We start from the raw sequence: 16,666 nt of genomic DNA, 5'->3' as shown, positions 1-16,666 counted from the left end.
TAATCGAACTCTGCTGTTCCCACAAAACCATGTTGCTGTCTAGAAGAATTGATATATCATTCTTCATCTTCATGTATATTACATCATCAAGTGTTGTTATCCTGATATCTTCTGTGTTGCTGTAATTAGTTCCGTTAAGTGCATTATAAAGTGATAACATATCCTCTTTATACTCTTCGGAACCGAATCTTAATCTAAAAAGTCTGTCCTTGTAAGTACGGTTAATACCTACGTTTTCATTAGTTGATGCCATTAAAAATCCTCTCTTAACTGTATGTTTCTTGTCAGTATGCTAATAGCACTATCAACCATTACTGTATATAATATACTAACAACACTATTAGCTATTACTAGTACTATTAGTATATCATATGCAATAATAAAGTGCAAACATATTTTCGCTTTTTTAATTTTTACTTTGCTTCTACTTTACTTTCCTCGTATGGTACTCCTATTAACCCTGTTGTAAAGAAATATGTCTTTACTGTTGAACTAGCAGGATAATATGCTGTATAGCTTCCATCTGTGTTTGTTATGGCAACTGCTGTCTTATTCTTTGTGTTTACTGATGTTGCCATTATACATTTCATAAGTCCCATATATTTGTTTGAGTTCATCTCTAATACAAAATTATTTGTGCCATTTGTTGTACAGTATGCTATATCATTTGTTGGGTTCACTACATTTATTATCTGTGTGTAATTGTCCTCTGCTTTCTTACTGTAAAAAGCTGGTATCAGATTTGCCAGCTCCTCTGAACCACCTAATATATCTCCATACTTTAATGCACTTGCTCCTAGGTCTGTTGTTGTTGCACTTACTAGGCTGTTTACTTTTTCCTGTGTGCTTGCTGTGTTATCCCAAGCACCATAAACCATCTGATTTACCATTGCTCTGGCATCACTGTCAAACCCTGTTGTGCTACTATAAACTTTGTATGTGTAATTCTGTCCTAATACCGGCTCTGCTCCAAACTGCTCTGCATTTGCACTGTCTATGTAGCATAATACTTTACTTGTTGGTAACTTTATTCCATCTACTGTAATTCCACTTGTGTTATCTCCACTGCTTAGTCTCTCTGTACTGTTTACTGTGCTGTATGTTACTCCTACTCGTCTGTCCTCGATTATGTCTAAGTATGTTGCTATTCTCCACTGCAACTCCCTACTTAATCTCTGGTTTATCTCTTCATAACTTGTGTTCCCTATGCTCTTCTTTATAAATATCTCACTGTCTGCTAAGTATCTTGTTATTAACTGCTGTATCTCTTTTGACTCAGCATCAAACCCACCTTTTACTGTCTGTACTGTGTTTGTCTGTGTCTTTTCTCCACTTCTGTCTAGTGCTACCCTTATTGGATTGCCTACTGTGTCATAGCCTATGCTGTATAAACCTCTTATGCTTAAGTCACTGTTTACATTGAATATCTTTACTAAATTAGTGACCTCTGATATGTTCCCCTTTATATCCCCACTTACACTGATTGTTTCTCCAGCATTGTCTGTGTATGTGAGGTCTTTGTTTATTATTTCCTTAGTTGCGTCTGCTGTTAATGAGGTTAACCAATAGGCTTTCTCTGCAACATTCTCTACTACACTGCTTATCTCACTTGGCACTGCTGTTGTGTCTACTTTTAATGAACTTAGTGTACTGTCACTTTCTACTGTGTCATTGCTAAGCCCCTGTGCTAATATACTTCCTATTATTACTTTTTTCCCTACATTGATGTTACTCTCTGGTGTTACTCCTAAATATTTATAGCCTCCACCACTTGTTATCTTTAATCTGCTGTCTAACTGATTGATACTTGCTACTGGTATGTTGTTAATTCCACTCTGTGCTGTTGCATATAATATGAGGTTCTTGATACTGCTTACTGATGTATCATCTAGTGTTCCTCCACTTAATGTTGTCTGTAACATTCCGGCAACTATACCACATAACTTCTGATAATTGTCTGTTTCTGTCTTGAACAGGTCAGCTATATAAACCTGTTCTCCATTCTCTCCCTCTATGGTGATGTCATTATCATCTAGTATCTTGTTTACTATGCTTTTTACCATCGCATCATCTGTTGGTATCTCTCCACCATTTACATAGTCTGTTAGTCTGTCCTCTTCGTTGCTTATTATTGAACTGATTATGTCATTTACCTTGTTACTGTAATCTGTTAAGAGGGCATCTCCTAATTCATTGTAGTCTCCTTGAAATGATACACTGTATACTGGTGTGCTGTCATTAGTTGTTACTACACTGCTTATTACATTTAACATTACTTTCTTGGCATTGCTTTTCTTTAATAGGTCTGTACTTGCAAATGATGTCCAACCCCATTTGCCATAGTATCCTGCATAGGCTGTGTCATTGCCATCATCGTATGCTAATCTGCCATTCTCCCATTTTATTGGTCCACTGTATATGGCTTTTGAAAAATAACTCTGTCTTACTGATAGTCTGTTGCTTGATGATACTGGTCCACTGCCATATAAACCCTTTGACAGAGCACCTGTAAGTTTGCTCTTATCATCTGTGGCTAATATTCCACTGAAATAGGTGTATATGTCTGCATATAGGTCATAATTACCAGCTATTCTTGGTCTCCAATAATTATTGTACATATTGTCTATGTTCTGTGACATTGTTGTGTAGGTATTGCCATCTAATGGTGAAGTTGCCATTGCATAAGTGTTTGGTGTTATAAACATATATTCACCTTTATATCTTATGTATGCCATTGGCTCTACAAGTATCATAAATTCTCCCTTATTGTCTTTTACTCGCTGTACTATTTCATTGATAGTATTGCTTACTTCTCCATTATCTCTGTGCCCAAATTTCATCATTGCTATCATAGCATACGCCATATCTGTGTTTCTGTTTATTTGCTCTTTGGTAGTGATGTTTTCTGCTATGTTATCTGTTTTTAAGTAATTGTTAATCTGTGTGGCACTATCAAATAGGTTACACTGTTCTCCGAAAGCGTTCCATATATCATTCGCTACGTCCTCTGTTGTGTAATTATATCCATTGCCCTGTCCACTGAACTCCCATAAACCCTCTGCTAAGTTATTGTCGATAGCCTCTAAGACTTCTTGTGGAGAATTGTAGGTGTAATCTGCAATTCTCTCATCACCTACTGTCACTAAATCATTTCCAAGTGCATACTCTTTCTTGTCAGGGTCACAGGTGAAATAAACTGCTCCTATTCCATATCTTCCTGTCATACTTCCATTGTCTAGGTATCCACTTGGAACTCCGCTTGCACCACTGATTGATAATGGTGTTATTCCATTTGCTCCGTATAATGGTTGTGTGCTTTCATCTTCTGGTGCGTATAAACCTTGTCCTGTATAAACTATACTTATCTTCCAGCCACCACCACTACGTTGTACACTGTTACCACTAGCAGTGCCTTGTCCACTACCAGACGCACCACTATTATGTCCGATACCATCACTAGAACCATTAGCTCCACCACTAGCAGCATATACACTTGTTTTGCTTAGTGTTCCTACTGCACTTAGGGAACTAATTGCCATTACTGTAGCTACTGCTGTAACTATTAAAGACTTAATTCTTTTTCTCATAGTATCTTCTCTCTCCTTTCCTCGCTGTTTACTATTTTTTGTTTATTAAATAAATTTTTATAAACTGTGTTTATAACAACTTATAGTATGTATTTCAGCTGAGAAAGAGAGATTTTAGGTTGCCTGTATAAACTGTGACTTCCACGAAAAAGGGAAGAGTGTTTATTTACTCTTCCCTTTAATCTTAATTTTATCTATATAAAACAACTTAGTATCAACAAAGATTGCTTGAGCTGTATCCTACTATTTGATTATATATTGATTGTCTATCAAGTCTATATCTATAACTTAAGGGTGAAAAATAAAGAGTATCAACTACTCTGTACAAACTCTTTGTCATATCTTATACGTTATACCCAGCAGCTCTTAATTCTGCCAAAGCATCTTCTTCCGTATATCCCATCTCTATCATATCTCTGTATAAACTCGATACAGTTACACTATCACCAACATCGTGTCTTGCTTGGTCTCCCTCGTGTACTATATAGTCACCACCAATTCCACCACACATATCACTCTTAAATCCTTTATCATCCGTTTCAATCTTAGTATTCCAATCACTATTATCAGCAACATCTACTGTATCTCCACTGTTGCCACCATCTGTATATACACTATCATTAGTGCCATTATCTCCACCATTCTCCGGTACATTACTATTATCCACAACAGTATCATTACTAGTATCTACATTTTGATTGCTTTGCTCACTCTCTACTGTATTACTTGCTACATTTGCAGTATCTACTGTATTTGTTACTACATCTGTGCTACTCTCTGATGGCTCACTGTTGTTCTCTTGGCTGTTGGCTGTGGTCTCTTCTTCACTGCTTTGACTTTCTAAGTCTGCTAATTCTACTCCTTTTAATAAATCTATGTCACTCTTATTATTACTAGCTGTGTATTCCTGTATCTGAGTATCTATGCTTACTAATACCTTATTCACCACTTCCTCTTTCTCATTGTCTTTGAGATTATCCATAGTATATGCTTTACTATCTACTTCCCAATCTTTAAATTTAAGGTATCCATCAAAAGACCATACTGTATGTTCTTCAGTGCCTGTACTTGCTACTATCTCTGCACCTAGCTTTCCACTCTCTCCTACACTTATTTCCATTGTCATAGAAGTGTTATCTGTATCTTTAAAGCTACCTAATCTATCACTTATCATATCTGATGTGTATTTATCTCCACCATCAGTATAAACTTTCTTTATGTCATCTACACTGTTCATTTTAATAGTATACTGCTTAATTCCTTTGATTACACTGCAATCAATCTCAGCATCACCATTTTCAACTAACTCTATACCCTTTAGTAACTCTGCTAAACAATCTAAGTCATAACTTACTACATAGTTTGATAAATCTATTGCTTTGTTGTTGTTTAAATATAAGTAGCTACTATCCATACTCTCTAAGTAACACTCTTTATTGCTGTTATAAACCATTCTTACTTTATCAGCATTATCATTTACACTGACTTCCATATATGGGTTCTCTTTGTACACATTGCTAATGGCATCTCTAACTTCCTTTAAGTAAGCTTCAGTATTATTATTGTGTTTTAAATTTCTGCCGACAGCAGGAATAGCTACTAGTAAAGCTATTACCACTGCAATGCCTATACCTCCAAGTATCTTATTACATGTCTTTGTTTTTTTGATCATTAAGATCAGCTCCTCTCTTGTCTTTTAATTGATATTGCAGACTTATTGAATCTCTGCAAATATAACATCATCAATTGTATAACCGCCATATATATAATCGTTATCATTAGATGGAATTCGCTTTGATAAGAAAAGATAATATACATATTTTGTTTCAGTCTTTCCTTTTAAGCCAAGTGTGAATGACATATACAGTCTTCCTGTTTCACCCAAATCATTAAATGCTCCACTTTCAAGTACACTCTCATCATCTGCAGTAAGTATTAAGTGAACATAATCTTCAGCATTAGGAATGATAGTATGACTGTTCTCAACTTTTTGAGTATGAACAGCAATTATTTCCCCGCCACTCAATCCGTCCGTCATTGAAGAATCAAACTGCGTGGATGCATACATAATATTCACATTTTCAACAGAGATTTTTGTAATATCAGTATTACCGATATTTTTGATAAGGAATCTAAGCTCGAATACATCATTAAGCTCATCCAAGTCATATGAATTTCTGTCTTCTGATTCTTCTGCCTTTTTTAATATGTCAAAATCAAAACAGTTGTTGTAGTATGTAGCTATAGGCTGATAAGGGTTAATTCTTACACCATATATTCTGTTGAAATCAACTCGTGCCATATTATTATCATAAGGCAGCAGGCTTTTAAGTTCATTCAGTTTTTCAAGTTCTTTTTTTGCCTCTTTATTAAAAAGAAGTATTTCACCATTATTTTCCAGTAGAACTTTAAGTTTGTCTTGTGTAATTCTCATCTCCTGAAGAATTCTCTTATCACCAACAGAGAGAGACTCTTCATATCTTCTAAGATACTGTGGCATATAGAGACGGAACCTTTCCCAGAGTTCGTCCTTAATCTCATCACTTGTATCATCTTTAATATAGTTGTTATAAGAATCATCAAATATTTTCTTTAACTCATCTTCAGTATACATAACATTCTGGTTAAGATCCTGTTCCAAAGCATCTGATATCAGTCGCATATTTGCTTCTATAATATCACTCTTATCACTAGAACTGCTCTCACAGGCTTTTTTTAAAGCGTTTTCAGAAAGTATATCATTGCCTATTTCTTTAATAATGCCAAGGAATTTGCTCATAACAAATTCCATTGTAGTGTCTTTAATATTATCTAGCATTAAAATATATTTCTCCTTTGTTCTACGTTAGGTTTTATCCTTAAATTATCAGTTACATTATCTTAATAGTTCAGATAAACAGATACAGGTATATAATATATATTAGAAAAACATTGTTTGAGTCTTATACTCTTTATCAATCTAATACTTGTATTCATCAAATCGTTTTATAATCATACATAATCTTATATTATGCATATATCCATAAATGAAACATAATACAATACATCCATACCTTGTGAGCATCATTAATGCAGTATGTTCAAAACAACTTTAAGAACTTACACGTTCGAGGAATTATCAGTCAGTGCAAACAAATTTGCACTGATCTGAATAATGACGAAGTAAGTTTAAGTTCTTAATGTTGATTTTATATATACTGCATTAATGATGCTCACAACTATGTAAATACTAAACTAAGAAGCTAAAAATCAATACAGATGCCAAAAACAGATATAAGTAAGTATATATGTAAATACCAACACATACATTAATACATTTGGCATATATAATTACTACGGTTACAATGTATAATAAGCATAATCAAAATATGAACAATAATCCGAATCCAGGTATTAGCAATATGAAATTATCAATGTGCAAGTATAGACAAAAGAATATCTTAGAATGTATATAATTCATCTCTTATTACCTACCACATACAGTTAAAAATTTAAAAGCTATTGTTTGGTTTTATTTTTAATTTTTAATTTCTAACTAATAATAAATAAAAACTGATGAATTAATCTAACATTTATATTCTTTTTCTATAATAATAGTATACAACACATACGCTTTGCGTCAACCTATATATATATATATATATATATATATATATAGTGACAACTTTTTTCATACTCTATAACGCATAACGTAATATCAATTCCCACTTTAATACTCAATTTCATTGGATTTTTATATAATGAACTTTTAAGAACTTCTAAGAACCATTAGGGCATTTAATAACTTCGTCCATAATGATTTAATGATTTTTATTAATCTAACAATACAATAGTTTTAATAAGTACCATAATACAGTAATCTAATAAATACAATAATCCCAATAAGAACAACAGTACAATATTGTCGTAAATTTTTTACACTTTTTTAATATATTTTATAATTATTTTATAGTTTATTTTTATAGTTTATCCTAAGTTTTTTATCAAATTATATCCTGTTGATTTTCAACTTAATTTTCTTAGCCATATTCAACATTAATCTTTACAATCTTAATCAATATTGGTAAATTTTTTAATATATTTAGCCGTTTCCTATAATTGACCTTACATATACAATGTGTTAAAATAAAAGTTGTGTCTGATAACAATTATACATATCATGCTTTAATTATTCACCTGCAGTTGTTAGTTATACATCTGCTAACCAATAATAATCAGACATAAAAGACGCTTATGATTAAAAAGGAGAATAAAGTATTACTATGATTTCAAAAAAAGTCGTCATTGACAAACTCAAAGAATACTCGATGCTTACAATTGCTACCATATTATTAGTAGTTGGTGTCTATGTATTCAAATTCCCAAATAACTTTTCATTTGGAGGTGTAACAGGTATCTCTGTCATTCTTGCTAAGGTATTTCATCTGTCAGCAGGTACTTATAATTTTATTATAAATGTTGCTCTTCTTGTTCTTGGTTTCATATTTCTTGGTGCAAGTTTTGGTATTAAGACTGTATATGTCAGTCTATTATCATCTTTAGGACTTAGTGCACTTGAAAAATTCTTTCCAATGAGCCATCCTCTAACTTCACAACCTGTACTTGAGCTTGTATTTGCCATTGTACTTCCTGCTCTTAGTGCTGCGATATTATTCAATATGGATGCTTCTGGTGGTGGAACTGATATTATTGCGATGATACTTAAGAAATATACTCACTTTGACATTGGTATGGCTTTATTCTTAGTAGATTTCTTAATTACCCTTGCAGCATTTATTGTATTTGATCCAGAGACTGGTTTGTTTTCTTTTTGTGGTCTTATGGCAAAATCACTTGTTATTGACTCAGCTATTGAGAATATTAATCTTTGTAAGTATTTTACAATTATATGTAATAATCCTGAGCCGATATGTGATTTTATACATACTGAACTTGACAGAAGTGCTACTGTCTATCAGGCACAAGGAGCATATTCCCATCAGAATAAGTCTGTAATTCTCACTGTTATGAGAAGAAGTCAGGCTGTTGAACTTAGGAATTTTGTTAAAAAGACTGAACCTACTGCATTTATTATGATTACTAACAGCAGTGAGATTATTGGTAAAGGTTTTAGAGGATTTAACTAGAGTCTTGCTTTGACTAACAAACATTTTATATTATCAAATTAAAATGTTTGTTAATGTTAATGAATAAAATGATAACTTAGATAGAACATTACAATATAGATATGTAATCAACCGTCATATATCCGTTATATTAATTTATAATTCGGGTATATGACGGTTTTCTTATTATCTTATTCTAACTTGGAATTTATAGTTTATCATTCGTTATTCGTTGCTTTATTACTATTTACACTTTATCATTTGCTATTCGTTGTTTTATTACTATTTACACTTTATCATTTGCTATACATTATTCTATTACTATTCACTTTTTATCAGCAGAAGGATTTTAATGCATTTTAGCAGAATTTTATGTATCCCATATAATGACAGTGTGTTGACATTAGGCACATGTTTGAGTATACTATACTTGAATGGAGGTGTTCTGTATGGCAACAACTAATTTAAATATTCGTACAGACAAGGCAGTCAAAGAGCAAGCAGAGGAAATCTTCAATGAGCTTGGTCTAAATATGACAACTGCTGTAAATATGTTCCTGAGAACCGCTATCCGTGAGCATGGTATTCCTTTTGAATTAAAACTGGAAGTACCGAATGATACTACAGCCGCTGCCATTGAGGAAGGCAGAAAAATGATGAAGGATCCTTCTGCTCCACGTTATTCCAGTATGGATGCACTTAAGGAAGCTCTCGATGTATGAAATACGATATTCAGTTTACCAATCAATTTAAAAAGGATTTAAAGCTTGCCAGAATATCAATTACCTCAAAAATCTTGATAAGCTATTTGAGGTAATTGATATTCTGGCGAATGGCGATACGCTAGAAGCAAAATACAGAGACCATGATCTTACAGGCAACTATAAAGGCACACGTGAGTGCCACATTGAACCAGATTGGTTGCTCATTATAGTAATTCAAAAAGCACCTATCAGAAATAGTAGGTGCTTTTTTCAATATAACTTAATTGCTCTAGTAATCTCATTTAATATCTGATTTAGAATTCTTTTTTCTTATATATCTGGAGTGACAACAGGTATGATATTCCATATAGTATGAACATTGGGATAAATAGTATTAATCCATAAGTGTCCTCAAAAACTTCTACTATTTTTGTATCCACTATATATTTTCCAAATGCATCTAATACTCCTGTTAGCTTATGACTGCTTTCTAATGCCTTTATAAGTATAAGAGGAATTATCATTATTGCTATTAAGGCTATTCTTCCTTTTTCTGCTCCCCATTTTAACAGAATTGGAATTCCTAATATTGCGATGAACATTGATACCGCTGATACAACATTAATCATAGGAAATATATCATTATCCACACTTGTCTTATTATGCAGATATGCACACAATACAATTATGTATGATAGAATATATCCGAATAACTGCGCTATAAGGAAAAAAATATATTTTTCCAAAACGTATTGTTTCTTTGAGATTGGCATTGTGAATGCATACTGTTCCCATTTATTTTTTTCATCTGCGTAAAAGATATTAATAGGAACCATTAAGACGAATACTATTTCTATATAACTAGCTGCAAACATTACATTACCAGACATTATTGCAAGTGTGCCAAATAATACTACTATAATTGCTACCGTCTTTAAAACTTTTTGTATTGACATATAGTCATTATATAATAAACCCTTCATTATCGTTCATTCTCCTTTGATAAAAATAATATTATATCTTCAATTGATACTCTGTCTGTTATTAGATCCTTAGATACATTATTCTGATTATTAATAAGAATATCGCATCCATAGTTTCCTCTTTGTGTTCCTCTTATTATCTCTTGTGGTATACGCTTAATATCTTCTTCCTTGCAGCGTATAATTGCATAACTCTCTAGTAATGTATCTTTTTCTTCAAAGAATCGGATTTTTCCATTCTCAACAAAGAGAATATAATCACTTATTCTTTCTAGATCACTTGTTATGTGAGATGATAGTATCACCGAATGTTGTGCGTTTTCTGTATATTCAAATAGTATATCGAGAACATTTTCTCTTACTATTGGATCTAGCCCACTGGTTGCTTCGTCAAGCAATAATAGACTTGGATGATGTGCAAGTGCTACACATAACTTCAGTTTCATCTTCATTCCTCTTGAATACTCTTTTACTTTCTTCTCTTTACTAATCTCAAATCTGTCACACAGCTCATAATAATATTTTTCGTCCCATTTTTTATATATTTTTCTCATAAGCGAATTGACTTTAACACTATTATATTCTTCGTTAAAATCGCTATCGGCAAATACAACGCCTATATCTTCTCTAATCTGTGTGTCTGTGTATTCTTTGCCAAGGACTTCTATCTTACCTGAATCTATACTGATCAGATTAAGTATTGCCTTTAGCGTAGTTGTCTTTCCGGCTCCATTCTTGCCTACCATACCAACAATACTTCCCTTTGGTACGGAAAATGTTATATCTGACAACTCAAAATCACCATATCTCTTATTAACTTTTTCAAGCTTTAATGCATAATCCATACTTTTACCTCATTCATTCTCTCATTTTTATAATATCTGTTAATACAAATATCTACTTGTATTATTATCAATTAATAATCTGACTGGCTTTCAGTACTACTAATTAATTCTCTTATCTTCATTATTAATTAATAATCTACCCATCTTTCAGTACTACTAAGTATTCTACTGGCTTTCATTATTGATTAATAATCTAACTGGCTTTCAGTACTACTAAGTAATCTGCTTGCCTTCATTATTGATTAATAATCTAACTGGCTTTCAGTCTAATCAATATTCTCATAGTTAAGTTTTACCATCTCTATTATGTCTTCCTCGCTAAGTCCTATTATCTTTGCCTCCTCAACTGCTTTTCCAATATATTCTTCTATAATCTTTAGCTTCTCTTCATGTAAAAGTTCTGTATTAGTCTCAGCTACAAAACTGCCTCTTCCTACCGATGTAATTATATAACCAAGACGCTCTAGTTCTTCATAAGCTCTCTTGGTTGTTATCACACTGATTCTAAGATCTTTTGCCAATGCACGCATACTAGGCAATGAATCTCCGGGACTTAATTCTCCACTTATTATCTGAGCGATTACCTGAGATATTATCTGCTCATATATTGGTTTATCACTGCTATTGCTAAGTAAAATATTAATATAATCACCTTCTTAATACATATTATCTTACAATCTCTAATCCAAATCATACTTTTGATTCCAATTAACCTATAATTCAAACAGTTCCTATCTAATCAGGTATTGCTCTTAATCATCAATTAGAATTAATAAAATAATAAGTTTGATTCGAATGTGAATATTGTATATGTTGTATATACACAATATCACTTCATATATACATTGTCAATAGTCTATTTTAAAATCATTGAAAACATCAATCTACCCTAGCATGAGTAATATATGATTTTTCTATCATAGCATTATTAATGCAACTAATATGTGATTAAAATTTGGGAAAATTGAGGATTTAAAGATGTAAAAAATTGGTAAAAAAATTTTATATTTTTTACATTTTTTGGCTAGATTTATTGTTGATTTAATGATATATTAAAGTGTACTATTATGTACCTGTATACACTAATATATGGAGGACTATTTTTATGAATAACGAAAATAAGAGATGTAAAGTTCATTATGTTGGAACTTTCAACGATGGAACTAAATTCGATTCTTCATACGATCGTGGAGAGCCATTAGAATTTGTATGTGGCGTTGGTATGATGATTGAAGGCTTTGATAATGCTGTTAAGGATATGGAAGTTGGTCAGAGCATTAAAGTTCATCTTATGCCTGAAGAAGCTTATGGTATGCCAGATCCTCAGAATATCTTTTCTGTTGCTATAAACGAACTTCCAGGTGCAGAAGAACTTAAAGTCGGACAGAAGGTATTCCTTACAGGACCTATGGGACAGCCTTTCCCTGTTAAAGTTGTCGATCTTAACGATACACATATTACTTTTGATGCTAACCATGATATGGCTGGCAAAGAACTTAATTTTGAAATCGAACTCATTGAAGTTAATGATGCTAACTAACATATAATGAATTGAGTTTTGTTATCCTGAATATGTTTATATATTCGGGCATGATCTATAGGACTAAGAAAATCCCAGTAGTACTTTTTGAGTATATCTGGGATTTTCTTAGTCCTATTTCTTGATTTTGCTTTAGGCAATTATTTAATCGAGTTTTTAGTCTTTAATTTTATTTTTTCAATTTTTCCAAAAGTTCTTCAAAATATTTTGGCAGTGGTGCTTCAAATTCCATATATTCGCCTGTTCTTGGATGTATGAATCCAAGTACTCTAGCATGAAGTGTCTGTCCTGTCAGTCTATATGGACACTTAGCATTAGTATATAATGAATCACCAAGAAGTGGATGTCCAATACTTGCCATATGCACTCTTATCTGATGAGTACGACCTGTTTCAAGCTGACATTCAATATATGAATACTTGTCAAAATTCTGCAATACTTTGTAATGTGTAACTGCATTTTTACCATTCTTATAATTAACTGCCATCTTTTTACGCATAGTCTCACATCTTCCGATTGGTGCATCAACTGTACCTTCTTCTTCTTTGATACGGTTATAGCATATTGCAACATATTTGCGGGTAATAGAATGAACTTTTAACTGTTCGGCAAGATGTCTGTGTGTAAAATCATTCTTACATATTACAAGTGCTCCTGTTGTATCCATATCTATTCTGTGTACTATTCCCGGTCGTAATACTCCATTAATTCCTGACAGATTATCCTTGCAATGATACATAATTGCATTAACAAGTGTGCCTGTATAATGCCCTGCAGCCGGATGAACTACCATTCCTTTTGGTTTATTAACTACTATAAGATCTTCGTCTTCATATAGAATATCTAGTGGTATATTCTCTGCTATTATCTCAAGCGGTTCTGCTTCTGGCAAGATTACTGTAATCTGATCATTTAAAGCTGTCTTATAACTTGCCTTGATATTACTGCCATTTACAAGAACATTCTCATCTTTTATAAGATTCTGGATAAATGAACGTGACACATCATCTAATTTTTCAGCAACAAATTTATCTATTCTTATTCCTGTCTCTTCCTGCGAATCTATAGTATATTCAAAATATTCAACATTATCATTGTCTATATCTGATATAATGCTATTCTTCTGTTCTTCTATATTCTCATTACTCATATTATATTCTCCAATCATAATTATACACTTAATCATACATAAGTGTCTTCAATATCGGCATACTTTTATTCTTACATATACTTTTTCAACTATAGCTATACTCTTATTCTTACATATACTTTTTCAACTATAGTTATACTTTTATTCCTACTTATGCTTTTATAGGCATATATACAATTTGTAATCATCGTCCTTAAGTAAATAGTAGACTCCCTGACAATTATATTAGGGAGTCTACTACATATATTCTATAATTATATTCTTCGTATTAATGTATATTTTTATTAATCTATCTCATGTTTCTATATTGCTACTTACATCTTAGGCAACTTATATGGATTTTTCTTTTTCTTCTTTACAAAATCAAAATCATCATCCGTATATACAAATGAATATGCTATTATAAGTGCTATTAGCGATATAGTAACATAACAATCTGCAATATTAAATATTGGAAAATTGATCAGATTAAAATATATAAAATCAACAACATAATCAAGTCTGATTCTGTCAATCAGATTGCCTATTGCACCGGCAATCAGAATTACTGTCATTACTTTTAACGGATTATATCTTCTCTTTGTTGGAAGTTTTACGAAAAAGTAAATCAAAAATGCTACTATTATTGTTGTTGAAATTACAAATAATACTTTTTTACCATTAAGAATTCCCCATGCTGCTCCACGATTTTCAAGATAATTGAATTGCAAAACACCATCTATTATTACAAATGGTTTTTTATTCTTAAGCTTAATTATCGCAAGATACTTGGTATATTGATCAAATCCTACAAGCAATATTATGGAGAGTATTCCTATTATACATCTTTTTATCTTATTCATTTAAAAAACTCCAGTCATTTTTCTTTATAACATCGATTGATTCTAATATCTCTTCATCTGTAACTGTTGTGTCAATATAAGCCTCTCCAATGCTTTTTAGAAGAATAAATTTGATCTTTCCATTCTCCATCTTTTTATCGCTTTTAGTTACATTAAGTACCTCTTTAGAGTCGATATTAGGAATCTGTAATGAGAACTTGTAGTCCTCTGTTATAAGTCTATATGCATCTCTAAACTCGGATATTGTTATATTACCACGTTTATATGATATATATAATGCAGCCATTACGCCTATAATAACACATTCGCCATGATACAGTTCAAAGTTTGCAAGTTTTTCGACTGCATGACCTACTGTATGTCCAAAATTAAGAAGTGCTCTTTCGCCTTTTTCTTTTGGATCTCGCTCAACTACTTCTTTTTTTACAAGACAGCTCTCATATACCATCTGTGTCAATATATCTCCATCATGTTCTTCTAATATCTTTACCGAATTCTCTTTAAGATAATCGAACTGATCTTTTCTCTTTATAAAGGCATGTTTAATTACTTCACCCATTCCACTTTTAAACTGTCTCAAAGAGAGAGTATCAAAAGTCTTTATATTGGCATATACAAGCTTTGGCTGGTAAAAAGCACCTACCATGTTCTTATATGAATCAAAATCAACACCTGTCTTGCCACCTATACTTGAATCTACCTGTGATAGTAATGTTGTTGGTACTTGTACAAAGTCTATTCCTCTAAGGTATGTTGCAGCTGCAAATCCGGTTAGATCTCCAACTACACCACCACCAAGTGCTACTAGTACATCTTTTCTGTCAAATTTATCACAGATAAGTTTTTCATATAACTTTTTAACTGTATTAAGGTTCTTCGATGTCTCTCCTGCTTCAAATACAAAGTCTGTAACTACTTTTGCTTTGCTCTTTAGTATGGATACTACTTCTTCTCCATACAGTTTATATACATTTGTGTCGCTTACAACACATATTTTTTTCTCACTTAAATTATAAATTTTTTCAAGTTCTTCAATAAGTTTGTCAAAACTCGTCTCAAATGCTATTGTATAGCATGGTTTTTGTTCATACTTTACTATTATTCTATTTGTCATCCTTCTTCTTCCCCTAAACTAATTTTTGTCTATTACTTATATCTGTTAATTATTATTAATAGTTTATTTTTCTTTGTTTTTGTGATCTCTTCCATGTATTTGAACTTACCAAGTCCTCTTACTGAGATTATGTCTCCATCTTTCAGATTATAAGCATTAGATGTTATAAGCTTACCATTAACAAAGACTTTTCCTTCTGTTATATAACTTGTAAGTTTGCTTCTTGATGAATTGTATGCTAATGCAAGTATACAATCGAGTCTTAAAGCTGCAACAGTACCTTTTATCTCTTCAAATACAGGTTCGTAATCTATCTCCTCTACATCATCTAATGATGTTATTATGCTTGTGTTTCTTATTCTTGCAAGATTATCCATAATATATGTTGCTATGCTTTTTATGCATAGTACATAACATATATCTTTTTTTACTATAATATCGCCTATCTTTGAACGTTCAATTCCAAGATTCATTATTGCTCCAAGAAAATCTCTATGTGTTAATTCCTCAGCAAATCTACTATTAAGTGGTCTTATTGATATCACAGTATATGGATATTCAAGATATTCTTCCATCTCATAAGGATAAAAAGCTATAATCTTTCTCTCAGCTAAATTATAACCACCCATAGGCTTTGCGCCTATAGGTGGCATTAAGTTCTTGCTTATATTATAATATACATTTTGTTCATTAAGATTTAAAAAATCTGTATATACAGGTATATTTCTATTATATGCAATATTAGCCAATTCGATAAGCCTTTTTTCCATCAGTTGCTCATCTTTATTCATGCTCT

14 protein-coding genes and 1 pseudogene are annotated in these 16,666 nt (G+C 32.0%); 4 read left to right on the top strand and 11 right to left on the bottom strand.

The window, feature by feature from the left end; genetic code table 11:
- From KQI85_RS10810 to KQI85_RS10795, 4 genes and pseudogenes are all read right to left on the bottom strand, one after another.
- Positions 1 to 253: pseudogene (locus tag KQI85_RS10810) on the bottom strand (hypothetical protein); the annotation flags it as partial.
- A gap of 160 nt (positions 254 to 413) precedes the next feature.
- The gene (locus KQI85_RS10805) at positions 414 to 3,587 is read right to left on the bottom strand and encodes a hypothetical protein (RefSeq protein WP_216576096.1); all 3,174 of its coding nucleotides are present in this window, start codon (positions 3,585 to 3,587) and stop codon (positions 414 to 416) included.
- Between the two features lie 343 nt (positions 3,588 to 3,930).
- Entirely contained in the window at positions 3,931 to 5,259 is a 1,329-nt protein-coding gene (locus KQI85_RS10800) for a hypothetical protein (RefSeq protein ID WP_216576095.1), read from the bottom strand.
- Between the two features lie 42 nt (positions 5,260 to 5,301).
- On the bottom strand, positions 5,302 to 6,405 hold the full coding sequence (locus KQI85_RS10795) for a hypothetical protein (RefSeq protein ID WP_216576094.1): 1,104 nt from the start codon (positions 6,403 to 6,405) through the stop codon (positions 5,302 to 5,304).
- A 1,444-nt stretch (positions 6,406 to 7,849) separates the two neighbouring features.
- Between KQI85_RS10795 and KQI85_RS10790 the strand changes: the two genes are divergently transcribed.
- The 3 genes from KQI85_RS10790 to KQI85_RS10780 all read left to right on the top strand — a co-directional run bounded on the left by KQI85_RS10790 (position 7,850) and on the right by KQI85_RS10780 (position 9,709).
- A complete protein-coding gene (locus tag KQI85_RS10790; protein WP_216576093.1) occupies positions 7,850 to 8,713 on the top strand; it encodes a YitT family protein in 864 nt (287 codons plus the stop codon).
- 428 nt (positions 8,714 to 9,141) lie between these two features.
- The gene (locus tag KQI85_RS10785) at positions 9,142 to 9,414 is read left to right on the top strand and encodes a type II toxin-antitoxin system RelB/DinJ family antitoxin (protein ID WP_216576092.1); all 273 of its coding nucleotides are present in this window, start codon (positions 9,142 to 9,144) and stop codon (positions 9,412 to 9,414) included.
- Positions 9,415 to 9,469: 55 nt separating this feature from the next.
- On the top strand, positions 9,470 to 9,709 hold the full coding sequence (locus tag KQI85_RS10780) for a type II toxin-antitoxin system YafQ family toxin (RefSeq protein ID WP_371820602.1): 240 nt from the start codon (positions 9,470 to 9,472) through the stop codon (positions 9,707 to 9,709).
- 1 nt (position 9,710) lies between these two features.
- Here the strand turns inward: KQI85_RS10780 and KQI85_RS10775 are convergent, their stop codons facing one another.
- The 3 genes from KQI85_RS10775 to KQI85_RS10765 all read right to left on the bottom strand — a co-directional run bounded on the left by KQI85_RS10775 (position 9,711) and on the right by KQI85_RS10765 (position 11,868).
- Complete coding sequence (locus KQI85_RS10775; protein ID WP_216576091.1) at positions 9,711 to 10,379, bottom strand: ABC-2 transporter permease; 669 nt, start codon at positions 10,377 to 10,379, stop codon at positions 9,711 to 9,713.
- Positions 10,379 to 11,224 (bottom strand): ABC transporter ATP-binding protein, encoded by an 846-nt coding sequence (locus tag KQI85_RS10770; RefSeq protein WP_216576090.1) that lies wholly within the window; start codon positions 11,222 to 11,224, stop codon positions 10,379 to 10,381. The genes KQI85_RS10775 and KQI85_RS10770 overlap by 1 nt, the downstream gene beginning before the upstream one ends.
- Before the next feature lie 266 nt (positions 11,225 to 11,490).
- Positions 11,491 to 11,868: a GntR family transcriptional regulator gene (locus KQI85_RS10765; RefSeq protein WP_216576106.1), complete on the bottom strand. Its 378-nt coding sequence runs from the start codon at positions 11,866 to 11,868 to the stop codon at positions 11,491 to 11,493.
- Positions 11,869 to 12,329: 461 nt separating this feature from the next.
- On the opposite strand from KQI85_RS10765, the gene KQI85_RS10760 reads away from it, so the two are divergent.
- Positions 12,330 to 12,764: a peptidylprolyl isomerase gene (locus KQI85_RS10760; protein WP_216576089.1), complete on the top strand. Its 435-nt coding sequence runs from the start codon at positions 12,330 to 12,332 to the stop codon at positions 12,762 to 12,764.
- A 169-nt stretch (positions 12,765 to 12,933) separates the two neighbouring features.
- On the opposite strand, the gene KQI85_RS10755 is transcribed toward KQI85_RS10760, so the two are convergent.
- From KQI85_RS10755 to KQI85_RS10740, 4 genes are all read right to left on the bottom strand, one after another.
- The gene (locus KQI85_RS10755; RefSeq protein WP_216576088.1) at positions 12,934 to 13,914 is read right to left on the bottom strand and encodes an RluA family pseudouridine synthase; all 981 of its coding nucleotides are present in this window, start codon (positions 13,912 to 13,914) and stop codon (positions 12,934 to 12,936) included.
- 314 nt (positions 13,915 to 14,228) lie between these two features.
- Positions 14,229 to 14,756, bottom strand: a complete 528-nt coding sequence (gene lspA / locus KQI85_RS10750) for a signal peptidase II (protein ID WP_216576087.1) — start codon at positions 14,754 to 14,756, stop codon at positions 14,229 to 14,231.
- Entirely contained in the window at positions 14,749 to 15,870 is a 1,122-nt protein-coding gene (gene aroB, locus KQI85_RS10745; protein ID WP_216576086.1) for a 3-dehydroquinate synthase, read from the bottom strand. Before aroB ends, lspA begins: the two co-directional genes overlap by 8 nt.
- A gap of 32 nt (positions 15,871 to 15,902) precedes the next feature.
- Complete coding sequence (locus KQI85_RS10740) at positions 15,903 to 16,661, bottom strand: RNA-binding protein (protein ID WP_216576085.1); 759 nt, start codon at positions 16,659 to 16,661, stop codon at positions 15,903 to 15,905.
- Positions 16,662 to 16,666 lie beyond the last annotated feature (5 nt).

The sequence above is a fragment of the Falcatimonas sp. MSJ-15 genome (assembly GCF_018918265.1).
GTDB lineage: Bacteria > Bacillota > Clostridia > Lachnospirales > Lachnospiraceae > Falcatimonas.
This window is presented reverse-complemented; position numbering and strand designations above follow the sequence as displayed.